This is a genomic window from Pseudomonas sp. LBUM1647, from assembly GCF_059716175.1.
The window spans coordinates 6,250,315-6,272,530 of the sequence record NZ_CP166809.1 but is presented as its reverse complement, the minus strand read 5'-3'; the positions used below and the strand labels follow the sequence as shown (position 1 = coordinate 6,272,530).

The window sequence follows — 22,216 nt, the reverse complement described above, 5'->3', positions numbered from 1 at the left end:
GTGCTTGAGCGGTCGCGGGATCAATGGCTTTTTAGAGGGTGTCGGCAAGGATTGCCGGTGCCAGCGAAACAATATTGTTGTGGAACTGGCTTTGAGTTCTATACCACTGAGTGGTATGTTTTGGAAGGGAAGCCGATGTCACCAAGGTTATTCAAAACGAAACGCTTTTCGATGCAGGTCGGGAAGGCCTGGATCGATGACGACGAGCTTCGGGAAGCATTCACCGAAATGCTCAATGGCCAGGCGGACAATCTCGGCGGCGGGGTCTGGAAGAAGCGCTTGAATGCCAACCGCCATCGGTCGATTGTTTTGGCCAGAGGTGGCCGTTACTGGGTTTATCAGTTTCTGTATGCCAAGAAAGACCAGAGCAATATCAGTCCGAGGCAGTTGGCCGACTTGCGCGAGTTAGCCAAGACATATGGAGGGCTGACCGAGATGGAAATCCAGCGCTTGCTGGATATGAAGGAGTTTGTGGAGATATCTCATGAGTAAAAAATTCAAAAGCGAAATATCGGAATCGATACACGAGTCAGCCAGTGCCTTGTTTGCCATTGGTGCAATCAGTAAGGCAACCATGCGCGAATTCGATGAATCATGTCTTGCAACGGTTCCAGACGCCATCCCGGCGGAGCAGATCAAAGCGCTACGTGAACGCAACAACGTAAGCCAACCAGTGTTCGCGCGTTATCTGAACACCAGTGCCTCGACGGTTAAACAATGGGAAGCGGGAGACAAGCACCCCAGCGGCATGGCGCTGAAGTTGCTGAGCATCGTTCAGAAGCACGGTCTTGAGATACTGGCCTGAAGAACCACACTGAACCCTGACGAACGGCAAAGGTCGATTAGCTGTAGGCTCACGCGAGCCAACTTTAATCAGGAGCTGACCCCATGGACTTTATTCGCATCATCATCGCCATTCTGTTGCCGCCACTGGGTGTGTTTCTGCAAGTCGGTTTCGCCGGGGCGTTCTGGCTGAATATTCTGCTGACGCTGTGCGGTTACATCCCCGGGATCGTGCATGCGGTGTACATCATCGCCAAGCGTTGAAATCATCGGCGTCAGGTAGATCGCTTTCGCGAGCAAGTCGAATCGTCGCACCGCCGCTCCCACACTGACCGAGTCCTCCCAGGGGAATACGGTCGAATGTGGGAGCGGGCTTGCTCGCGAAAGGGGCACCGCAATTTCCGCACTCAGTGCGATCTTCAGTCCGCCAACGCCATCACCCTTCGATAAAACAACCACTCTTGCTCCAGCGCATGGGCCTGATTGCCGGCCTTGCGAAAGCCATGGCGTTCGTCGGCGTAGTAATGCGCTTCAACCAGAATGCCGTTGTCCTGCAACGCCGTGACCATGTCGCGGGTCTGTTGCGGCACCACCACTGCGTCCAGTTCACCCTGAAAGAAAATCACCGGCACACTGATGTTGCCTGCGTGCAGCAACGGCGTTCGAGCGGCGTAACGTTCGGCGTCCTGCACCGGGTCGCCGATCAGCCAATCCAGATAGTCGCCTTCGAACTTGTGAGTCGTCCGGCCCAGCGCCAGAGGGTCACTGACGCCATACAGGCTGGCGCCGGCGCGGAAGACTGTGTGAAAGGCCAGCGCACACAGGGTGGTGTAACCGCCGGCACTGCCACCGCGAATAAACGCCTTATCGCCGTCGATCAGTCCGCGTTCGGCAAGATGAGCGACGACTGCGCAGGCATCCTCCACGTCCACTTTGCCCCAGCTCAAATGCAGCGCTTGTCGATAAGCCCGACCATAGCCACTGCTGCCGCGGTAGTTGAGGTCGGCCACGGCGAAGCCACGTTGCGCCCAGTACTGGATACGCGGATCGAGCATGGGGTAGCAGGCCGAAGTCGGGCCGCCGTGGATGAACACCACCAGAGGCGGTTTCGCATCACCGGTCATCGCTGGATAGAAGAAGCCGTGGGCCTCGTCCGAACCGCTCGGGTAGCGCAGGGTTTGCGGGACGCTGATCTGCTCGGCAGGCAACGGTGCAATACCGCCAGCCAGTGTTTTGACCTGCCGGGTCTGGCGGTCGATGGCAATGATTGACGACGAACTGACTGGCGAAGCGGCGATGCAGTAAATGAACTGCTCATCCAGTGCGAGAGAGCGGAAGCGGCTGTAATCGCCCGTGAAATCTTCACAGGCGTCACCACAAATACCCAGTCTGCCAAACCCGTCTTCGGTCCAGCTCGCCAGATAGCGGCCTTCGCTCAGCGGCAACCAGGTGCTGCCACCCAGCTGCCACGGCGCTGGCCCATGATCAGCGGCGGCACACGGCAGCGGGCTCAAACCGTCTGCCGATTCCATCCAAGGCTGCCAGTAGCCGCCGCGATCGGTCAGGCAAAACAGACGGCCGCTTGTATCGAACCTCGGTTGTTGCAGCGATTCCTCAGCGTCTTCGCCGGCCACGCAACGCGGCAGAGCAAAACGGCCATCGTTCTGGCGTTCGGCAACCATCAGGCGAGTCGAGGTCCATGGCTGATCCGGGCGACTCCACTCGATCCACGCCAGTCGTTGCGCGTCGGGACTCAACGTCGGCGCGGCATAGAAATCAGCGCCTTCGGCCAGCAGATGACGTACTCCGTCAGCCACATCGATAGCCACCAGTCGATGCCGAACGCGGTTTTCTTCAACTGCCAATACCTGCCCGTTAGCGAACTGCAGATCGCCGTATCGGCATTCGCCTGAGCTCAGTAACTCAGGTGCTTCGCCTGCCAGTGACTGCCGATACAGCTGTTGGTCCGCCTCGTTGACGAACACTATCCCGTCATCGGTCAGACAGAACGCGCCGCCGCCGTATTCGTACACGCGACTGCGCACACTGAAGCCCGCTGGCGTCAGGCAATGCGCCTGGCCGTCACGCCAATGCCAGATTCGGCAGGCGGCATCCTCGGGGCGGTACTCGTTCCAGAACAAGCCATGTGGGCCGACCTGCAACTCGGCGAAGTCGATGCCGGCTGCAACAGCCTTGGCAGCGCTGAAGGGTTCAGCTTTTAGCGATGAGTCGTGAATTTCGTTCATTGCGAAAGGCCAGTTGTTCAATGGTCTGGGTCGCGTGCTCGGCTTCTTCGCGGGCCTTGAGAATCACGCCGTGATGTTCCGACTTGCTGCACACCGGGTCGGCGTTGCTCGCGTCGCCCGTGAGCATGAACGCCTGGCAGCGACAGCCGCCGAAGTCTTTTTCTTTCTCGTCGCAGGAACGGCAGGGCTCGGGCATCCAGTCGTAACCGCGAAAGCGGTTGAAGCCGAACGAGTCGTACCAGATGTGCTGCATGCTGTGATCGCGCACGTTGGGAAACTGCACCGGCATCTGTCGGGCGCCGTGACAGGGCAGAGCGGTTCCGTCCGGCGTGACTGTCAGAAAAATACTGCCCCAGCCGTTCATGCAGGCTTTCGGGCGCTCTTCGTAATAATCCGGGGTGACGAAAATCAGCTTGCACGGATGCCCTTCGGCTTCCAGTTTGGCGCGGTATTCGTTGGTAATGCGTTCGGCACGGACCAGTTGTTCCTTGGTCGGCAACAGACCGACCCGATTGAGCTGCGCCCAACCGTAGAACTGGCAAGTGGCGAGTTCCACAAAGTCCGCCTCAAGGGCGATGCACAGCTCGATGATCCGGTCGATCTTGTCGATGTTGTGCCGATGGGTCACGAAGTTCAGCACCATCGGATAACCGTGGGCTTTCACCGCGCGGGCCATTTCCAGCTTCTGGGCGAAGGCTTTTTTCGAGCCGGCCAGCAAGTTGTTCACTTGCTCGTCGCTGGCCTGAAAGCTGATCTGAATGTGGTCCAGGCCGGCCTTTTTGAAGTCGCTGATTTTCTGCTCGGTCAGGCCGATGCCGGAGGTGATCAGGTTGGTGTAGAAACCCAACTTGCGCGCCTCGGCAATCAGCTCGGCGAGGTCCTGGCGCACCAGCGGTTCGCCGCCGGAGAAGCCCAATTGCGCCGCGCCCATTTCCCGCGCTTCGCGGAACACTTTGATCCACTGCTCGGTACTCAGCTCTTTGCCTTGCTCGGCGAAGTCCAGCGGATTGGAGCAATACGGACATTGCAGCGGGCAGCGATACGTCAGCTCGGCCAACAGCCACAGTGGCAGGCCGATTTCCGGTTTGGGCGGTAACTTGTCTGACGTGGAATCAGGCAAGTTCGATCCAGTGCTGAGCACGGGCGACCTCCATGAATTGCTCGATGTCGTCACCGAGCTCGGGCACGCCGGGGAACTGCGCGTCCAGTTCGGCGATGATCGCCGCGACGTCACGCTCGCCGTCGATCAAACCGCCGATCAGCGCGGCGCTTTCGTTGAGTTTGATCATGCCTTCCGGGTAGAGCAGCACATGACCTTTCTGCGCCGGTTCGTACTGGAAGCGGTAGCCGGTACGCCAGGTCGGGGTCTTGCTGCGATCAAAACTCATAAGGTGATTCCTTTATGCCAGACCCGTTGCTCAGTCACGCTGTGATACGGCGGGCGTTTCAGTTCGTAGGCCATGCTCATGGCATCGAGCATGCTCCAAAGAATGTCCAGTTTGAACTGAAGAATTTCCAGCATGCGCTCTTGGCCGGCCCGCGTCGTGTAGTGCTGCAAAGTGATCGCCAAGCCGTGTTCCACGTCGCGACGTGCCTGACCCAGGCGCGTGCGGAAATACTCGTAACCAGCCGGGTCGATCCACGGGTAATGCTGCGGCCAGCTGTCGAGGCGCGACTGGTGGATTTGCGGCGCGAACAGTTCGGTCAGCGAGCTGCTGGCGGCTTCCTGCCAACTGGCCCGACGGGCGAAGTTGACGTAGGCGTCGACGGCAAAACGTACGCCGGGCAGAACCAATTCCTGCGAGCGCAGCTGATCCGGGTCGAGGCCGACGGCCTGGCCCAGACGCAGCCAGGCTTCGATGCCGCCGTCTTCGCCGGGGGCGCCGTCATGGTCGAGCAGGCGCTGAATCCACTCGCGACGAATCTCGCGGTCCGGGCAGTTGGCGAGGATCGCGGCGTCCTTGAGCGGGATGTTCACCTGATAGTAGAAACGGTTGGCGACCCAGCCCTGGATCTGCTCGCGCGTTGCCCGGCCTTCGTACATCGCCACGTGATACGGGTGATAGATGTGGTAATAGGCGCCCTTGGCGCGCAGGGCTGCCTCGAACTCGGCGGGGGACATTGCTGTGTCAGTCATTTCGGTTCTCCGGGTACGACCGGTGGATTCTTAGGTGTCAGGACCGGCCTCATCGCCGGCAAGCCGGTCTCGCTCCCACAGTTGATCGCATTCCCCTGTGGGGGCCAGCCTGCTGGCGATAGGCCGCGCAGCGGTCTCGATTTCCTACAACACAATACTCATGCCGTCATACGCCACTTCAACATCGCGCCGAACCAGCTCGGCACGCTCTGGCGAGTCCTCATTGAGAATCGGGTTGGTGTTGTTGATGTGGATAAGTACTTTGCGCTGGTTGGGCAGCTGTTCCAGCACTTCCAGCATGCCGCCGGGGCCGTTCTGCGCCAGATGGCCCATTTCACGACCAGTGCGGGTGCCGACGCCACGGCGCTGCATTTCGTCGTCATCCCACATCGTACCGTCCACCAGCAAGCAATCGCTGCCGGCCATGATCTCCAGCAACGGTGCGTCGACCTTGCCCAGACCCGGTGCGTAGAACAGTTTGCCACCGGTGTTGAGGTCTTCAACGATCAGGCCAATGTTGTCGCCGGGGTGCGGGTCGAAACGGTGCGGCGAGTACGGCGGGGCGGCGCTGCGCAGCGGCAAGGGGGTGAAGCGCAGGCTCGGGCAGGCCGGGATGGTGAAGCTGCGGTCGAGCTCGATCTGGTTCCAGGTCAGCCCGCCGTTCCAGTGGGTCAGCATGGTGAACAGCGGAAAACCGGTACTCAGGTCTTCGTGGACCATGTCGGTGCACCAGACCTGGTGCGGGCAACCTTCGCGCAGGCTGAGCAGGCCGGTGGTGTGGTCGATCTGGCTGTCCATCAGGATGATCGCGTTGATGCCGGTATCGCGCAGGGCGCGGCCCGGTTGCATCGGGGCGAAGCTCTGGAGCTGGGCGCGGATGTCCGGCGATGCGTTGCACAACACCCAGTTCACGCCGTTATCGGAAATCGCGATGGACGACTGGGTCCGCGCCTTGGCGTTCAGGCTGCCATCGCGAAAACCGGCGCAGTTCACGCAGTTGCAGTTCCACTGGGGGAAACCACCGCCGGCGGCGGAACCTAGAATCTGGACAAACATGGCCGCTCCATCATTTTGAAAACTGAAAATAAAAACGCCTCGGCGAGCCGAGGCGTTGCACTGCGCTACAAAAAGATTAGCGGCTTGCGAAGTACATGGTGACTTCAAAGCCGATACGCAGGTCGGTGTAAGCAGGTTTGGACCAGGACATAGGAGCGCTCCTTCAGGTGATGGGACAGTTGAGATCTATACATATAGTCCACCTCCAGCCGGAGATGTTCAGATAGTTAGGTGGCTATGTTACTCAAAATTACAGGGCGATTGGCCGGGAATCTTTGAGAAAGCTAATTGCAGCACCGGTAATGATCATTTTGCCGCTTGCCAAGGCAAGCCCGGGCACGGTCCGCTGGCCAGACAGCGCCAACCGCCTTCGGCCTGATTCAGTCGTTGTGCTGCGGCCAGTAACGTTTCGCGGTCGATCATCAGAATCGTCTGAGGTAGAAGCTCCAGATAATCCGACGAGCGGCCGGCCAGTTTGCCCTGCCAGAGCAGTTCGGCGGCCTGCGCATTGGGCAGTGCCGCGCTATCGAATTGATCGGCCAGTGCCTGGCGCTGGTCGATGAAGATCGCGTCATCGATGTCGTCCATCATGCCGGCTAATCCGCTCAGGAAATGTTCGATGTGTTCCAGCAGATCCAGAGGGGCAACGCTGGGTGATTGCACGCCGAACAACAGTCCGGTCTGCCCATGGATCTGCCGCAGGGCGCTGAACACCGCATAGCCGAGCTGCAGTTCTACCCGCAGGCGTTGGTAAAACGGCGTCTGGCAGACGTGAGCCAGCAAGCGCCAGGCGGCTTCGTCAGCGATGTCCGCGGTTGCCGTCGGGCAGAAGAGCAGCAGCGAGTGTTCGCTGGACCCGGTATCGACCGCGCTCCACAGATGCTGCTCGTTTATCGGGGAGGGCGGCGTCAGTTGATTGTCCGCAATGCCTGGCACACGACTCAAGGCAAGGCCCATCGCGGCTTGTGTCTGGGCGGACAGCCCGGTCGCCAGACCATCCCAGCGTGCGCTCGACCAAAGCTGCATCAAATCGTCCGAGTCAGCGCTGCGCTCAAGGCAGTGATCAGGCAGCGCTTTAAGCAACTGTCGAATCGGCATCAACCCAACGCTCGGCGGCTCTTCTTGCGAGAAGGCGGCATCAGGTGTTGTCAGTTCTTTCAGCGCGTGTTCAAGGACGGTCGGCATCGGCTCCTGTAGCCCGGTCATTTTCAGCAGCCATTCATTGCCCGATGCGCTGAAGGAAAAATCGACACCTGCCTGACGAGCGTCTTCACGCAACGGCTGAAGGCGGTTTTCCAGGCTCGTCTGAAGATTGCTGCGAGGGGCCGAGTCCAGACGCCAGCGCAGGTAAACGGCACCTTCGGCACAGTTATCCGGCAATGCGTGACTGAACTGCATGGGCGAACGTTCACGACGACCGCGTGAGCGATCCTGAGCAAAAGTCCGCAGGCCTCGGTGTTTGCTGGTCTGGCCGCGGATCAGACCGGCACTCGGGGCCGGAGCCTCGGTGCGTAAAAACGGATTAGGTGTTGGCAGTTGCCATTGGCCGGTGAAGTTATCCACAGCGCCGATTTGTTTCAGGACTGCCTTGAGGGCTGCAACGCTCGATTCGGATAACCCTGTTTCACACTGTTCGCTGTCCAGTCGGGCCAGTTGCAGGGCGCCGCTGACTTGCTGTTGGCGTTGCAGCAGGGCGGCGTATTCTTCGCGCAACCCGGCCCAGGGTTGCTGTGAGGCAAAGAATCCAAGCCAATCCAGTAGCCGCTCGCGGATCCCGTTGGGCGTCGCGTTGGCAGGCAACGGGAACTCGATGTGCAACAAAGCCTGGCCGGCGAACTGATACAACGGCGCAGCTTTCAGGCTGTCAGCCAGTCCGCGTTCGCGCAATTGCGCCAGCAGACCACCGGGTTTCGCGCCGTTCAGCCAATGACACAGGAACGCCAGCGCCTCGGGCGATGAATCGGGCAACGCTTCGAAGGCAAACAGCAGATCCAGTCGACGCGCTCCAGCCTGTTGATAACTTTTGTCCGAAGAATCCATCAGCGATGTAGGCGCCTGTTGCGGGACCTTTCCCCCTCCGGGAATCGCAGCGCTAAAGCGCTGAGCCATCGCCCTCAACTCATCGAGACTCTGCGGTCCGGTCAGGCTCAAGGTCATCTGCCCGGTCTGATAAAACCGCTGATAAAAATCCTGCAAGGCTTGCTGAAACTCAGGTTGCGGCACCGGCAGGCTGTAGCGGTTGCCGGCATGAAACGCCCGCAGTGGATGCGCCGCTGAAAGACCGTCGAACAGCGCAAATTGCTGCTGAGCAGCCGTATCCCGAGACCAGGCGACAAATTCTGCGTGCAGCACTTCCCGTTCCCGTCGCTGATCGTCCGGATTCATACGCGGATGAGCGATCATGTCAGACAGGCGCTCCAGTCCCCCGGCAAACGACTGAGGCGGTAACTCGAAAAAGTAGTCCGTGGTGCGTTCGCTGGTCCGCGCATTCACCTGACCGCCATGACCCTGGACGTAGGCCATCAGCCCTTGGCCTGCGGGAAAGCGCTCTGTACCGAGAAACAGCAGGTGTTCGAGAAAATGTGCCAGTCCGGGCCAGGCCAGCGGCACGTCATGGCTGCCAGCAGCGACCCGCAACACAGCAGCGCTACGTTTCAAATCGGGAGCATGACGCAGCGTCACCCGCAGGCCGTTGGCCAGGGTTTCAGTGTGAGGGCGAGGGTGATTCAGCGCAGGCATGAGCACTTCCAGAACAGAGAAGTGCCAATGCTAGCGGATAACGATGGATCAGCGCTTGTTCAGCTCACCGTAAAGCTCCGGACGGCGATCGAGGAGGTAGCGATTGGCGGCACGGGAATCGACCATCAACTGACGATCCAGCTCGCCGACAATCAGTGCTTCATCGAGGCCGGCCTGGGCGATGCGGCTACCATCCGGTGCGGCGATGCTGCTCTGGCCGCAATACTGGATCTCGCCTTCGTTGCCGCAATAGTTGGCGTAAGCCACATAGCACTGGTTTTCGAAAGCCCGGGCGCGGACGGTGACGTCGGCAATGAAGTCGTAAGGAATCATGTTCGCCGTCGGCACCAGAATCAGCTCGGCGCCGGCCAAGGCCAGGCGTCGGGCGTTTTCCGGGAACTCCAGGTCGTAGCAGATCAGGAAGCCGAGCTTCCAGCCATTGAGTTCAACCAGCGGAAACTCATCCGGTCCGGCGCTGAACATCGAGTGATCGAGGTCGCCGAACAGGTGAGTCTTGCGGTAGTTGCACAGGCGTTCGCCATTGGCGTCGATCAACTGCACGGCGTTGTAAATCTGCCCATCTTCGGTGCGCTCGGGATAGCCATACAAAATGGCGATCCCGGTCGTCTTGGCGATGCGCGCGATCTGCTGCGCCGACTCACCGTTGTGCACCTCCGCCAGCACGCTGACCGCGTCGAGGCCGATGTTGTAGCCGGTCAAAAACATCTCCGGCAGCACCAGCAAATCCGCACCCTTGGCCTCCAGCGCCAATTGATGCAGACGTTGCAGATTGCCTGCGACATCCAGGGGCAGCGGTGGACATTGATAAAGGGCTACGCGCATTTCGGATTCCTCTTACTCGGGCAGGGCGATCGGACCGATCTCGTTGAACACATCTCCTGGACCCGGGTTCTCGGCGTGAGTTTCACCGCCGAAGTGTTTCATGATGCCCCACACCGCATTGAGCGAGGTCTGCACCGCACCTTCGACCCACGCAGGCGTCCACGAAACATCGTCGCCGGCGATGAAAATCCCGCGCTGCTCGGCCGGCATGTCAGCCTGCATGAAGTGCGCGTACATGCGCTGGTTGTAGCGATAATGGCCGGGTAGGGCGCCTTTGAAAGCCCCAAGGAAATGCGGGTCGGCTTCCCAGGACACGGTGATCGGATCGCCGATGATCCGCGCAGCGATGTCGACTTTCGGGTAGATCTTCTTCAACGCATCCAGCGCCAGTTTCACGCGCTTTTCCACCGGGTGCGGGAGCATTTTCAACGCGTCGCTCATCCATGAGTACGACAGGCAAATCACGCCCGGTTTGTCGTCGCCGTTGTCGAACAGATAAGTGCCGCGGGTCAGGCGATCGGTGAGGGTCATGCTCATCAGGTCGCGGCCTGTTTCCGGATCCTTGTCTTTCCAGAATGGCCGGTCGACCATCACGAAAGTTTTCGACGATTGCATGTAGCGCGTGCGGTCCAGGGCCATCCACATTTTTTGCGAGAACAGGGTTTCGTCGCATTCGATCTGGGTGGTCAGCAGCCAGCTCTGGCAGGTGGTCAGAACAGCGGCGTATTCGCGAGTGTCGCCATAGTTGTCGGTGACCGTAAAACGGCCGTTCGCTGCGTGGGCGATTTTCTTCACGCCGGAGCGTGGAGCGCCCCTGTGCAACGAACTGAGGCTGGTGCCTTCCGGCCAGTGCACGCAACGCTCCGGCACATGACGCCAAATGCCCAGCGGCACTTGTTCAACGCCGCCGACCACCAAATGCTGGTGATCGTCGCAGTTGGTCATGACTACGCGGAAGATTTCCAGCATCGAATTCGGGAAGTCCGAGTCCCAGCCGCCGGTACCGAAACCGACCTGACCAAACACTTCGCGGTGATGGAACGAGAGTTTGGCGAAGGCTTTGGAAGTGGCAACGAAGTCGTAGAAGGTGCGGTCGTCCCACAGCGGAACGAGGGTGTTCCACAGCTCTTTGAGGCGCGGCACATCACGGTCGCGGATCGCTTGCTGGATGTCAGAGAATTGCGAACCGGCTTCCAGCGCATCAGCCCAGGCGTCGGCGACTTCCTGGAACAGTGCAGGAAGATCCGCCAGCTTCTGTGCGTAATGGGTCTGGCCTTCGAGGTCGATCACCGTGCTGCCCGAGGCAGGTGTCAGCGGGTTCGGGAAAGGTTTGGTTTCAAGGCCAAGCTTGTCGACGTAGTGATAAAACGCGGTGGACGACACCGGGAAACGCATGCCGCCGAGCTCGGCGATGATGCCTTCAGCGCCGTTGAATGCCTGGGAGCGCAGACGGCCGCCCATTTTCGAAGCTTCGTAGACGACGGGTTTGAGGCCCAGTTTCATCAATTCGTACGCGGCCACTAAACCTGCGATACCGGCACCGACGATCGCAACCTCAGCGCCATGATTGTGCGCAGGGATGCTGCCCAGGCCGGCCGGGTGTTCGATCCAGTCGTCAAAGGCGAAGGGAAAGTCCGGACCGAAAATGGTGACTGGTTTTTTACCGTCTGCAGGATGGCGATTGTTCTTGTTCATGGCTGACCTTGCTGGCGACCCGACGCGGAATGCGCGTTTGAGTATAGGAAAAGATGGCAGCCATTCTAGAGAGCGTAGAACACGTTATTAAGACGCAATGTGTCGTCGTTTTGCTAATTGTTTGATCAGAATGACGATAGATTGCTGCACACCGTCAATGTGGGAGCCGAGCTTGCTCGCGATGAGGCCCTCCCAGACACCAAAGAGCTATCGGCAAAAACTCAAACCGGCTGCCCCCGATCAATCTTGCTACTCAAGATAATCGAAGTCGTCGTCTTCTCCACCCCATCCACACTGCCGATCTGATCGAGCAACTGATCCAGTTGCTCAGGTGAGTCGGTACGCAACCACGCCACGTAATCAAATTCGCCACTGACTGCACACAACTGCTGCACCTGAGCCATCGCGCTGAGACGTCGCAACACTTCCTTACCCGAGCGCGGTTGCACCGTGATCCCGACGTACGCCTGCAAGCCGCCATCCACTACGCGTTGACCCAAACGCACGCCGTAACCGGTGATCACCTTGGCTTTTTCCAGCCGGGCCAATCGCGAAGTGACGGTGGTGCGAGCAATGCCCAATTGTCGCGCGAGCATGGCCACGCTTTCGCGGGCATTGATCTGCAGAGCTGCGATCAACTGGCGGTCGATTTCGTCAAGAGCGGGTGGGCGAGTGTCAGGCAAAGGTCGTCTCCAGCGGTACAGATCAATGGGTTGGTATGTTACAGGCACATCTCGCACAGCGGATGTTTGATCCAGCTTCAGTACCGTTCAGGACATTTTTACCTGCGACAAATTGCCATAAGTAACTAGGTGGTACATTATTCCGCACTTGTCACAAATGGGGAAAATTTCCGACATGAATAATTCTGGGGCTGCCGGCGACGGCAAATGGTTGCTGTTGGGGCTGGGTGTCCTGATTGCGTTGATCGGGCTCGGCCTGGCCGGTGGCGGCGGCTATCTGGTCTCGCTCGGCGGTAGCGGGTATTTCCTGCTGATGGGCCTGGCGATGCTGGTTTCCGGGTTGATGATTGCCCGTGGTAAGCCGCAAGGTGCGTGGCTGTACGGCTTGGCGTTGATCCTTACTGCGATCTGGGCGGTGTGGGACACCGGTTTGGAATACTGGCCGTTGGTCTCGCGGGTGCTGACGTTTGCCGTGATCGGTCTGGTTGTCGCGGTGATCTATCCGACGCTGGTGCGTGCTTCAGGCGCGACCGCGGGCCGTGGTGCTTACGGCCTGGCCGGCATTCTGGGCGCGGGTGTCGTCGCAACGCTGGCCTACATGTTTGTGCCGACTCACGTGGTCAAGGCCAGCAGTGAACCTGCGGTGACACCGGTCGCGCCTGGCACCGAGCAGAAAGACTGGGCCCATTGGGGCAATACCACTGCTGGCAACCGCTTTGCCGCGCTGGACCAGATCAACAAGGGCAATATCGACAAGCTGCAAGTCGCCTGGACCTTCCGCACCGGTGATATCCCGCAAAGTACTGGCGCCGGGGCTGAAGACCAGAACACACCACTGCAAATCGGCGACACGGTCTACACCTGCACCGCCTACGGCAAAGTCTTTGCCCTGGATGCCGACACCGGCACCCTGCGCTGGAAGTTTGACCCGCAAGGCACCGCGCCAAACTGGCAGCGTTGCCGTGGTCTGGGTTACTCCGAAGCCCCCGCGTCTTCGGACAATCAGCTAACCGCTTGTACGAAGCGTCTGTTTCTGCCGACCGGCGATGCGCGTCTGATCTCGATCAATGCTGAAACCGGCAAACCATGCGAGGAGTTTGGCAACAAAGGTACCGTCGACCTGACAACCGATATGGGCGAAGTGAAACCGGGCTACTACCAACAAACCTCGACCCCGTTGGTCGCAGGTGACGTAGTAATCGTCGGTGGTCGCGTGGCCGATAACTATTCCACGGGCGAGCCGCCAGGTGTGGTCCGCGCCTACGACGTGCGCAGCGGTGAACTGATGTGGGCGTGGGATCCGGGCAATCCGAACACCACCAAACGTCCGCCGGCCGGTGAGACCTATACCCGTGGCACACCGAACGTCTGGTCGGCCATGTCCTACGACGCAAAACTCGGTCTGGTTTACCTGCCAACCGGCAACGCCACCCCGGACTTCTTCGGCGGTCAACGTACGGAATTCGACGACAAGTGGAACTCGTCCATCGTTGCCATCGACGTGAAGACCGGTCAGGTGCGCTGGCATTTCCAGACCACTCACCATGATCTGTGGGACTTCGACCTGCCTGCACAACCGCTGCTGTACGACGTACCTGACGAGAAGGGCGCAATGCAGCCGGCCTTGGCGCAAGTCACCAAGCAGGGCGAGATCTTTCTGCTCAACCGTGAAACCGGTGTGCCGATCGCGCGCGTCGAAGAGCGCCCGGTGCCTCAGGGCAACGTGCCCGGTGAACGCTACTCGCCGACCCAGCCGTTCTCGGTGGACATGCCGTCAATCGGCAACAAGACACTGACCGAGTCCGACATGTGGGGCGCGACGCCGTTCGACCAGTTAATGTGCCGCATCCAGTTCAAAGGCATGCGCCACGAGGGCGTCTACACCCCGCCGGGAATGGATCGCGCGTTGCAATTCCCGGGCTCATTGGGCGGCATGAACTGGGGCAGCGTCTCGGTTGATCCGAACACGAATTACATGTTCGTCAACGACATGCGCCTGGGCCTGGCCAACTACATGATCCCGCGCAACAAGATCGCTGCCGGGGCCAGTGGTATCGAAATGGGTGTGGTGCCGCAGGAAGGCACGCCGTTCGGTGCGATGCGCGAACGCTTCCTTTCGGCGGCGGGCATTCCGTGCCAGAAACCACCGTTCGGCACGATGTCCGCCATCGACCTCAAGACCCACAAGTTGATGTGGCAAGTCCCTGTCGGCACCGTGCAAGACACCGGCCCGCTGGGCATCCGCATGCACCTGCCAATCCCGATCGGCATGCCGACCCTCGGCGCTTCCCTGGCCACCCAGTCAGGCCTGCTGTTCTTCGCCGGCACCCAGGACTTCTACCTGCGCGCCTTCGATACCGGCAACGGCAACGAAATCTGGAAAGCCCGCTTGCCCGTCGGCAGCCAGTCCGGCCCGATGACTTACGTTTCGCCCAAGACCGGCAAGCAGTACATCCTGCTTACCGTTGGCGGGGCACGTCAGTCAACGGATCGAGGGGATTACGTGATTGCATATGCATTGCCCAAGTAAAGGCTGAATCGCAGGTACGAAAAAGCCGCGCAATTGCGCGGCTTTTTTGGCTGAGCGAACTGACCCGTCTGTCCTTCCCATGGCGATAGGATAGACAGCAACAGTCACTCGTAGTCGAATGCGAAATCGAGGGATGCGAGGCGATGGAAATGACGAACAAGATGCCTTCCGCTGTACGGGAACGTGCGTTGCAGATTGCCAATCACGAAATGGCGCACTACGTCATTGCCCGAGCCTTGGGGTTTGAAACAGGCGGCGTGACCCTGACAGTGACCATGGACTTAAGGCATCAAGGCGGGGCGTCCATTAGCTTGGTGCGGTCAATTTCGTCGATGGAAGCCATGAGGGAACATGTGGAAGCGCGGATGATGGTCCTGTTTGCTGGCGCTATGGGGCAGGCGTTAGTTTCAAAGCATTTGCCCGAAAAACGCGTCGAAAAGTCGAAAGCGACAGCCATCCTCAAAGGAGAGTTCGGGGCGGAACAGGATTACGCAAAGATAAGGGAGTTACGGCACTTGCTGCGTAATATCGCCTATCCCGATACGGATCCAGCGTCGTCTGACCGCATAACGGCTGAGCTGAAAGAGATTACTGATCGTGTGTGGTTTCGGACTCAAACGATCGTAGAGGAATTGGCCGATACGATTACCGAATTGGGACGCGTGCTGGTCGACGGCATGGTCATGGTGGAGCAGTGGGGTAGGGCGGCGGATACGTATGAGGTCGTGTTGACGGGTGCAATGCTTGAACAGCTGCGATCAGTGCAGGCCATTCCGGCGTTAAGTGTTCGGACTGACAGCTGCAGTGATACCGGTCAGCACAGAAAATAACGACTGACCGTGGCATGCTCGACAGGTCCCAAAAAGGGAGCGATAAGTCCCTTTTTGGGAATCTTCAACTCTGGTGTGATTATGTGTTGTTCGGCTGGTTGGCTTTCTGTTTCGTCTGAACAGGAGTTCGTGTCAGCACCTTCACCACATCATCAATCACAGCCTTACTCATCGCCGTCAGATAATGCGCAGCCCATGCATGGCGGTCGGTGTCTTTTGCGTAGGCGGCATCCACGGCGAGCGCTTTGGCGAGGAACAGCAGATCGGAAGCCTGGGCCAACGCATCACTGATCGGGACGCCAGCGCGGACGTTGAACAGCGCTTGATTTGAGCAATAAATCAAGGGGGTGAAGCCGATGGTTTTCAGTTCTGAAGGATCGGACGCGGTTGTTTTGGTCATGATGTAACTCCTTAATCCAAGGAGCCGCCACGTTCGTTTCCAAGCGAATGGGTGGCAGCTGTACGCAGGTTGGAAAACCGGGGACCAAGGAAACCGGCACGCCCGAAAGCGTCCCACGTACAGCCGCCATAACTCAAGATCGCAAGCGAAGAAGCTGCTGCAATCGTATTGGGGGGCGCTGTTACGCTTTGATCCGACGGGTTTCCAAGCCCGATCGCTGAATGGTCAGCGACGTCCCGAGAGTATCCCGTCGAAGAAAAGCGCAACATGGCAGCAAAGCGCCCAAATGCAATTTTCGGAGTTTGCCTACAAGGTCTTCGGGCGTCATCCGACTTTGCGACACACGAGGCAAACTGAATTAAACATCAGGCACGAAAAAGCCGCGCATTGCGCGGCTTTCTTGTTTGGTGGGCCCACACGGACTTGAACCGTGGACCAAAGGATTATGAGTCCTCTGCTCTAACCAACTGAGCTATAGGCCCTCAGTAGGCCGCGGATTATAGCGACGGTTTCTCGGCTGTGCTATCCGAAAAGTCTGAAATGGCTATACGAAGAAACGTCGCGGCAAATTCTTCCGGTGGCAAGGGCAGGCTGACGATATAGCCCTGGATCTGCTCACAGCCTTCGGCAGCGAGGAATTGCTGCTGTGCGAGGGTTTCGACGCCCTCGGCAATGATGGTGAATTGCATACTGCGGCCCAGAGCGATAATGGCGCGAACGATGGCTGCGTCGTGGGGATCATCCGGCAGGCCGCGGACGAAAGACTGGTCGATCTTCAGAATGTCCAACGGCAAACGTTTGAGGTAACTCAGGGACGAGTAACCGGTGCCGAAGTCGTCGATCGCCAGTTGTACGCCCAGGTGTTTGAGTTGATGCAGCACGGCCAGCGCCTCTTCAGCCTGGCTCATGATGAAGTTTTCAGTAATTTCCAGTTGCAGGAAACCGGGTTTGAGGCGGTTGTCCTTGAGCAATTGTTCGATCCGACCGAGCAGGTTCGGCTGGCGCAATTGAGCGCCCGCGAGGTTGACCGACAGCGGGCCGACGGGTTCGTAAAACTGATTCCACTCGAACATCTGCCGGCAGGCGGTTTCGAGAACCCAATCGCCGATTTGCAGGATCATGCCGTTTTCTTCGGCCAGCGGAATGAAGTGCTCCGGTGGCACATCGCCGAAGGTCGGGTGGCGCCAGCGAATGAGCGCTTCTGCGCCGACCAGGCGATGGTCGACCAGGCTGATCTTCGGTTGATAATGGAGGTGCAGTTCGTTGCGCTCGATAGCGCGTCGCAGTTCATGTTCCAGTGCCACTCGCTCGCTGGCTTGAGCGGTGAGGTCGCGGGTGTAGCTTTCGACTCGGTTGCGACCCTTGGCCTTTGAGCGGTACATCGCCGCATCGGCGTTCTTGACCAGCGTGGCGACGTCGCAGCCATCCTTGGGATACAGGCTGGTGCCGATACTGGCGCTGATAAAAAACTCATGTTCGCCAGCCTGGAACGGTGCGCCGAAGCAATTGAGCAATTTGGTCGCGATGTTGTCGGCGTCACTGGATTGCTGCAGCCCGGGCAGCAAGATGATGAATTCGTCGCCGCCCAGCCGCGCCACGGTGTCGATGTCGCGCAACTGCTCCTTGAGGCGCACGGCAATGCCCTTGAGCAGCAGGTCACCGACCGGGTGACCCAGGCTGTCGTTGATGTGTTTGAAACGGTCCAGGTCCAGGAACAGCACCGCGCCCTGGCCGCCGTTTTCCTGTTGGTTGTTGAGCGCGGTCAGCAATCGGCTCTCGAACAGCGTGCGATTTGGCAGCCCGGTCAGCGGGTCGTGGTGTGCCTGGTAATCGAGCTTGGCCTGGGCGTGTTTGAGGCTGGAAATGTCCGCGAACACCGCGACAAAGTGGGTGATGAACTTGTCCCGGTTGCGCACCGCACTGATGGTCAGCCAGCTCGGATAGAGCTCGCCATTCTTGCGCCGGTTGGAAATTTCGCCCTGCCAATGACCTTCGGCGGTCAGTTGATGCCACATGGCGGCATAAAACGCGCTGTCGTGCAGGCCCGAGGCGAGCAGGCGAGGGGTGTGGCCCAATGCTTCGCTCTCGCTGTAGCCGGTGATTTCGGTAAACGCACGGTTGACCGCGCTGATGTGCTGTTGAGTGTCGGTGATCAATACACCTTCGGCGGTGCTCTCGAATACCGTGGCGGCTTGCTGCAGCTTCTCCTGCATCAGGTGTCGCTCGGTGATGTCCCGGGCGATGGTCAGCATGCAATCTTCATCGCCGATCGGTAGCGGACGGCTGGACACCTCGCAGAGGCGAATCTGTCCGTCGCTGCGGCGTATATGGCAACTGAAGTCGCGGACGAAACCGTCCCGGTGCAGCAGATCGAGCATCTGTTTGCGTTCGTTGAGATTGACCCAGATTCCCAGCTCGAGGGCGGAGCGATCCACGGACATCGCGCTGTTGAAACCGGTAATGCGACTGAAACCCTCGTTGACCTCAATCAGTAAACCGTCGCTCTGCCGTGACAGTAGCAAGCCGTCGGGTGAGGCATGGAAGGCCTTGGCGAATTTCTCTTCGGAGGTTTGCAGCTGTTGCTGGGTTTCCTTGAGCTGGCTGATGTCCCGCACGACCACTACCAGCGCAGGGGTTGTATCGAGGTCGAACGGCTCAGCGGAGATCAGACCGGTAAACACTTGGCCATTGTTGCGGCGAAAGGGCATCTCCAGATTACGGATGCTGCCGGCCTGCAACCGTTGCAACAAGCCCGGCCCGACGCCAGGTATGCCCCAGATGTTCAGGTCGGTGGCCGTCTGGCCGATGACGTCTTCGGCCTTGAGACCGATCTGTTCTTCGAACGCTTCGTTGACCTCCAGCAGGCAGCCGTCGGAGAGTCGCGCGATGACTAGTATGTCCGGGCATTGCTGGAACACCGAGGCGAACTTCTGTTCCGACAGGCGCAACGCCTCTTCGGTGCGCTTGGCTTCGCTGATGTCGATCATCAGCCCGCGCATCACCGGTTCATGGCCGTGCTCGATCAGGCTGACGATATCGCGCACCCAAATGCAGCGGCCATCGGCGGTGATGACCCGGTAATCGAGGCTGTGATCGCGCCCTGCCAGTACTTCGTGATCACAGAAGGTCTGGGCGCGAGTCAGGTCGGCCGGGTGGATAATGTTGCGCCAGAAGCCCGGAATCAGCCAATGAGACAAGGGGTAACCGAGTAGATCCTCGGCGTGGGGGGACACATAGCTGTAGGTGAAATCGCTGATCCGCGCTTCCCAGGCGATGGCCGAAAGGCTCTCCACCAGCCCGCGGTAATGGTATTCGCTGCTGCGCAGTTCTTGCTCCAGGTCGACCCGCCGGGCAATTTCTGAACTCAGCCGGCGGTTAATCCGGATAACTATCGCCAGCACGATGATCAGCAGCAGCAATCCAGGCAGACCGTAAACCAGCAGATCGTTCCAGAATGTTCGATGATCGAGGACGTTGCCGACCCAGTGCTCCTGAATCTCATTGATTTCGTCCGGGGTCATGTCCGCCAGGACTTTATCCAGAATGCCGACCAGTATCTTGTTGTCCCGGGGCACGCCCATCGCCAATTGATAGCGATAGGGGGTTTCGCCGCTGACGTAGAGCCCGTCGAGCTTGAGCTGACGCAGGCTCCAGACGCTGGAGGCGAGATCGCCGACCACCGCATCCACTTCATCGGTAGCCAGCGCCTGCAGCGCTGAGCTGACGTTGGGCATCGCCACCAGATTGAGGTCGGGATTGTGGGTGCGCAACAGCTCGTGGGGTGCGTAGTTTTCCACCACGGCGACTTTCAGACCGTATAAGTCTTCGAGTTTGCGTGGCTGGGGGCCTCCGACATGGGCAAGGATGACAATCGGAAAGTCCAGGTAGGGGCGGGTGAATGACAGGTAAGTCTGGCGCTCCGGGGTCGACATGATACCGGGCAACAGGTCCAGCTTGGCTTGTTTGGCCTGCTCCAGGACGACGGTCCAGCTGACGGGCTCGATGGGCGTGAGCTTGATGGCCAGGCGTTGACGGATCCGGTCGATATAGTCTGCTGCAAGGCCCTGATAACGGCCCTGATCGTCGCGAAACTCGAAGGGTGGCCATGACGCATCGACACCCAGGCGCAAGTCCGGGTGAGCCGCCAGCCAGCTACGTTCTTCGTCGGTCAGAGTCAGCGCGCCAGCCGTTGCGGTCCAGGTCAATAGCGACAGCAAAAAAAGCACGGTCGGCAGTCTGGGCATAACGGTCTCGTTATGGCTCGGGGAATGTTTCGAGTGTAGACGGGCAATTCGGAGGGAGGGAGGTGCGGGGGATTTAATCTGTATAAAAGCAAAACCCCCGGCCTGGGCCGGGGGTTTTGTTGTTACTCGTCGAGGAAGGAGCGCAAATGCTCGCTTCTCGTCGGGTGGCGCAGCTTGCGCAGCGCCTTGGCTTCGATCTGACGAATCCGTTCACGGGTCACGTCGAACTGCTTACCAACCTCCTCGAGGGTGTGGTCGGTATTCATGTCGATACCGAAGCGCATGCGCAGAACCTTGGCTTCACGGGCAGTGAGGCCGGACAGAACTTCGCGAGTCGCTTCTTTAAGGCTCTCAACAGTGGCGACATCGATTGGCGACTGCATGGTCGAGTCTTCGATGAAGTCACCCAAATGGGAGTCTTCGTCATCACCGATCGGGGTTTCCATGGAGATCGGCTCTTTAGCGATCTTCAATACCTTGCGGATCTTGTCCTCAGGCATTTCCATGCGTTCGCCCAGCTCTTCCGGGGTCGGTTCGCGACCCATTTCCTGCAACATCTGGCGGGAAATGCGGTTGAGCTTGTTGATCGTCTCGATCATGTGCACCGGAATACGGATGGTGCGGGCCTGGTCGGCGATCGAGCGAGTGATCGCCTGACGGATCCACCAGGTGGCATAAGTCGAGAACTTGTAGCCGCGGCGGTATTCGAACTTGTCTACCGCTTTCATCAAACCGATGTTGCCTTCCTGGATCAGATCGAGGAATTGCAGGCCACGGTTGGTGTACTTCTTGGCGATGGAGATCACCAGACGCAAGTTCGCTTCTACCATCTCTTTCTTCGCGCGGCGGGCCTTGGCCTCACCGATCGACATGCGACGGTTGATGTCCTTGATCTCGGCGATCGTCAAACCGGTTTCGGTTTGCAGCGCGGTCAGCTTCTGCTGGCAACGAATGATGTCCGGTTGCAGGCGACCAATGGCTTCAGCGTATTTGCTTTTGCCTTTGGCCAGTGCTTCGGTCCAGCTTTCGTCGACTTCGTTGCCCGGGAACTGGCGCAGGAAGTCGGCACGCGGCATACGAGCATCACGAACGCAAAGTTGCATGATCGCGCGCTCTTGCTGACGCAGACGATCCAGGGCACTGCGAACACGCTCGACCAGGCCTTCGAATTGCTTCGGAACCAGTTTGATCGGCATGAACAGCTCAGCCAGAAGCACCAGCTCGGCAATTGCCAGCTTGTTGCCACGACCGTGCTTTTTCAGCGCCTTGCGGGTGATTTCCATCTGATCGGAGACAGCGCCAAAGCGCTGAGCTGCGATGACCGGATCCGGACCGCTTTCGGCTTCTTCTTCGTCGTCGGTGCTGGCTTCAGCGTCGTCGTCGTCGGTGTCGTCGTCCGCTTTCACGGCTTTCGGGTCGACAGGCGGCGGCACTTCTGCAGCAGGCGGCGCAATGCCGTCGTCCGGGTCGATATAACCGCTCAGGACGTCGGACAGGCGGCCACCTTCGGTGGTGACGCGAGTGTATTCGGAGAGAATATGGTCAACCGTGCCAGGGAAGTGCGCAATTGCGCCCATCACTTCGCGGATGCCCTCTTCAATACGTTTGGCGATTTCGATTTCGCCTTCACGTGTGAGGAGCTCTACCGTACCCATTTCACGCATGTACATGCGCACTGGGTCGGTGGTGCGACCAATGTCGGTCTCGACCGCTGCCAACGCTGCTGCTGCCTCTTCGGCCGCGGCTTCGTCGGTATCGGCGTCGGCCAGCATAAGGGAATCCTTATCTGGCGCAACCTCGAATACGTTGATCCCCATGTCATTGATCATGCGGATGATGTCTTCCACCTGTTCCGGATCTGAAATATCCTCCGGCAGGTGGTCGTTGACCTCCGCGTAAGTCAGGTAACCCTGCTCACGACCAAGTGTGATCAACTCTTTGATACGAGACTGCTGTTGCGCTTTTCCGGACATAACACCCTATCCACTGAAGGTCTTGGCGGGCAAAAAACAAGCCGAGGATTATACCTG

Annotated in this window: 18 protein-coding genes and 1 tRNA gene; 5 read left to right on the top strand and 14 right to left on the bottom strand. The window is 59.1% G+C overall.

Annotated features, from left to right (window positions below):
- Nucleotides 1-135: 135 nt before the first annotated feature.
- From ACA059_RS29050 to ACA059_RS29040, 3 genes are all read left to right on the top strand, one after another.
- The gene (locus ACA059_RS29050) at nt 136-492 is read left to right on the top strand and encodes a type II toxin-antitoxin system RelE/ParE family toxin (protein WP_497634744.1); all 357 of its coding nucleotides are present in this window, start codon (nt 136-138) and stop codon (nt 490-492) included.
- On the top strand, nt 485-805 hold the full coding sequence (locus tag ACA059_RS29045) for a helix-turn-helix domain-containing protein (RefSeq protein WP_497631857.1): 321 nt from the start codon (nt 485-487) through the stop codon (nt 803-805). Before ACA059_RS29050 ends, ACA059_RS29045 begins: the two co-directional genes overlap by 8 nt.
- 83 nt (nt 806-888) lie before the next feature.
- The gene (locus ACA059_RS29040; RefSeq protein WP_007904205.1) at nt 889-1,047 is read left to right on the top strand and encodes a YqaE/Pmp3 family membrane protein; all 159 of its coding nucleotides are present in this window, start codon (nt 889-891) and stop codon (nt 1,045-1,047) included.
- Between the two features lie 155 nt (nt 1,048-1,202).
- On the opposite strand, the gene ACA059_RS29035 is transcribed toward ACA059_RS29040, so the two are convergent.
- The 10 genes from ACA059_RS29035 to ACA059_RS28990 all read right to left on the bottom strand — a co-directional run bounded on the left by ACA059_RS29035 (nt 1,203) and on the right by ACA059_RS28990 (nt 12,182).
- The gene (locus ACA059_RS29035) at nt 1,203-3,029 is read right to left on the bottom strand and encodes a S9 family peptidase (protein WP_497631856.1); all 1,827 of its coding nucleotides are present in this window, start codon (nt 3,027-3,029) and stop codon (nt 1,203-1,205) included.
- Nucleotides 2,995-4,149 (bottom strand): pyrroloquinoline quinone biosynthesis protein PqqE, encoded by a 1,155-nt coding sequence (pqqE, locus tag ACA059_RS29030; RefSeq protein WP_497631855.1) that lies wholly within the window; start codon nt 4,147-4,149, stop codon nt 2,995-2,997. Before pqqE ends, ACA059_RS29035 begins: the two co-directional genes overlap by 35 nt.
- On the bottom strand, nt 4,142-4,417 hold the full coding sequence (gene pqqD, locus ACA059_RS29025; RefSeq protein ID WP_132834027.1) for a pyrroloquinoline quinone biosynthesis peptide chaperone PqqD: 276 nt from the start codon (nt 4,415-4,417) through the stop codon (nt 4,142-4,144). The genes pqqE and pqqD overlap by 8 nt, the downstream gene beginning before the upstream one ends.
- Nucleotides 4,414-5,166: a pyrroloquinoline-quinone synthase PqqC gene (gene pqqC / locus ACA059_RS29020; protein WP_140674669.1), complete on the bottom strand. Its 753-nt coding sequence runs from the start codon at nt 5,164-5,166 to the stop codon at nt 4,414-4,416. Before pqqC ends, pqqD begins: the two co-directional genes overlap by 4 nt.
- A 144-nt stretch (nt 5,167-5,310) precedes the next feature.
- Nucleotides 5,311-6,222: a pyrroloquinoline quinone biosynthesis protein PqqB gene (pqqB, locus tag ACA059_RS29015; RefSeq protein ID WP_497631854.1), complete on the bottom strand. Its 912-nt coding sequence runs from the start codon at nt 6,220-6,222 to the stop codon at nt 5,311-5,313.
- Nucleotides 6,223-6,298: 76 nt separating this feature from the next.
- Entirely contained in the window at nt 6,299-6,373 is a 75-nt protein-coding gene (gene pqqA, locus ACA059_RS29010) for a pyrroloquinoline quinone precursor peptide PqqA (protein ID WP_009045898.1), read from the bottom strand.
- A 155-nt stretch (nt 6,374-6,528) separates the two neighbouring features.
- Complete coding sequence (gene pqqF / locus ACA059_RS29005) at nt 6,529-8,961, bottom strand: pyrroloquinoline quinone biosynthesis protein PqqF (RefSeq protein WP_497631853.1); 2,433 nt, start codon at nt 8,959-8,961, stop codon at nt 6,529-6,531.
- Between the two features lie 48 nt (nt 8,962-9,009).
- Nucleotides 9,010-9,804: a carbon-nitrogen hydrolase family protein gene (locus ACA059_RS29000; protein ID WP_497631852.1), complete on the bottom strand. Its 795-nt coding sequence runs from the start codon at nt 9,802-9,804 to the stop codon at nt 9,010-9,012.
- 12 nt (nt 9,805-9,816) lie between these two features.
- The gene (locus ACA059_RS28995) at nt 9,817-11,499 is read right to left on the bottom strand and encodes a flavin monoamine oxidase family protein (RefSeq protein ID WP_140893653.1); all 1,683 of its coding nucleotides are present in this window, start codon (nt 11,497-11,499) and stop codon (nt 9,817-9,819) included.
- Between the two features lie 221 nt (nt 11,500-11,720).
- Complete coding sequence (locus ACA059_RS28990) at nt 11,721-12,182, bottom strand: Lrp/AsnC family transcriptional regulator (RefSeq protein WP_007904219.1); 462 nt, start codon at nt 12,180-12,182, stop codon at nt 11,721-11,723.
- A 175-nt stretch (nt 12,183-12,357) separates the two neighbouring features.
- On the opposite strand from ACA059_RS28990, the gene ACA059_RS28985 reads away from it, so the two are divergent.
- Together ACA059_RS28985 and ACA059_RS28980 are read left to right on the top strand one after the other, a co-directional pair.
- A complete protein-coding gene (locus tag ACA059_RS28985; protein ID WP_497631851.1) occupies nt 12,358-14,712 on the top strand; it encodes a glucose/quinate/shikimate family membrane-bound PQQ-dependent dehydrogenase in 2,355 nt (784 codons plus the stop codon).
- 149 nt (nt 14,713-14,861) lie between these two features.
- Nucleotides 14,862-15,542 carry a peptidase M41 gene (locus ACA059_RS28980; RefSeq protein ID WP_497631850.1) on the top strand — a complete coding sequence of 227 codons (681 nt, stop codon included), beginning with the start codon at nt 14,862-14,864 and terminating at the stop codon, nt 15,540-15,542.
- 79 nt (nt 15,543-15,621) lie between these two features.
- Here the strand turns inward: ACA059_RS28980 and ACA059_RS28975 are convergent, their stop codons facing one another.
- The 4 genes from ACA059_RS28975 to rpoD all read right to left on the bottom strand — a co-directional run bounded on the left by ACA059_RS28975 (nt 15,622) and on the right by rpoD (nt 22,159).
- Nucleotides 15,622-15,942, bottom strand: coding sequence for a DUF3077 domain-containing protein (locus ACA059_RS28975; RefSeq protein ID WP_497631849.1), 321 nt, complete (start codon nt 15,940-15,942; stop codon nt 15,622-15,624).
- Between the two features lie 405 nt (nt 15,943-16,347).
- Nucleotides 16,348-16,424: transfer RNA gene (locus tag ACA059_RS28970), tRNA-Ile, on the bottom strand.
- A gap of 15 nt (nt 16,425-16,439) precedes the next feature.
- Nucleotides 16,440-20,186, bottom strand: a complete 3,747-nt coding sequence (locus tag ACA059_RS28965) for an EAL domain-containing protein (protein ID WP_497631848.1) — start codon at nt 20,184-20,186, stop codon at nt 16,440-16,442.
- A 122-nt stretch (nt 20,187-20,308) separates the two neighbouring features.
- On the bottom strand, nt 20,309-22,159 hold the full coding sequence (rpoD, locus tag ACA059_RS28960) for an RNA polymerase sigma factor RpoD (RefSeq protein ID WP_497631847.1): 1,851 nt from the start codon (nt 22,157-22,159) through the stop codon (nt 20,309-20,311).
- Nucleotides 22,160-22,216: the final 57 nt, after the last annotated feature.

Coding starts and splice junctions, on each gene's coding strand:
- rpoD (WP_497631847.1), bottom strand. CDS start 22,159: ATGTCCGGAAAAGCGCAACAGCAGTCTCGTATCAAAGAGTTGATCACA.
- ACA059_RS29000 (WP_497631852.1), bottom strand. CDS start 9,804: ATGCGCGTAGCCCTTTATCAATGTCCACCGCTGCCCCTGGATGTCGCA.
- ACA059_RS28995 (WP_140893653.1), bottom strand. CDS start 11,499: ATGAACAAGAACAATCGCCATCCTGCAGACGGTAAAAAACCAGTCACC.
- ACA059_RS28975 (WP_497631849.1), bottom strand. CDS start 15,942: ATGACCAAAACAACCGCGTCCGATCCTTCAGAACTGAAAACCATCGGC.
- pqqB (WP_497631854.1), bottom strand. CDS start 6,222: ATGTTTGTCCAGATTCTAGGTTCCGCCGCCGGCGGTGGTTTCCCCCAG.
- ACA059_RS29045 (WP_497631857.1), top strand. CDS start 485: ATGAGTAAAAAATTCAAAAGCGAAATATCGGAATCGATACACGAGTCA.
- ACA059_RS28985 (WP_497631851.1), top strand. CDS start 12,358: ATGAATAATTCTGGGGCTGCCGGCGACGGCAAATGGTTGCTGTTGGGG.
- ACA059_RS28980 (WP_497631850.1), top strand. CDS start 14,862: ATGACGAACAAGATGCCTTCCGCTGTACGGGAACGTGCGTTGCAGATT.
- ACA059_RS28965 (WP_497631848.1), bottom strand. CDS start 20,186: ATGCCCAGACTGCCGACCGTGCTTTTTTTGCTGTCGCTATTGACCTGG.
- pqqF (WP_497631853.1), bottom strand. CDS start 8,961: ATGCCTGCGCTGAATCACCCTCGCCCTCACACTGAAACCCTGGCCAAC.
- ACA059_RS29035 (WP_497631856.1), bottom strand. CDS start 3,029: ATGAACGAAATTCACGACTCATCGCTAAAAGCTGAACCCTTCAGCGCT.
- pqqD (WP_132834027.1), bottom strand. CDS start 4,417: ATGAGTTTTGATCGCAGCAAGACCCCGACCTGGCGTACCGGCTACCGC.
- ACA059_RS29050 (WP_497634744.1), top strand. CDS start 136: ATGTCACCAAGGTTATTCAAAACGAAACGCTTTTCGATGCAGGTCGGG.
- pqqC (WP_140674669.1), bottom strand. CDS start 5,166: ATGACTGACACAGCAATGTCCCCCGCCGAGTTCGAGGCAGCCCTGCGC.
- ACA059_RS29040 (WP_007904205.1), top strand. CDS start 889: ATGGACTTTATTCGCATCATCATCGCCATTCTGTTGCCGCCACTGGGT.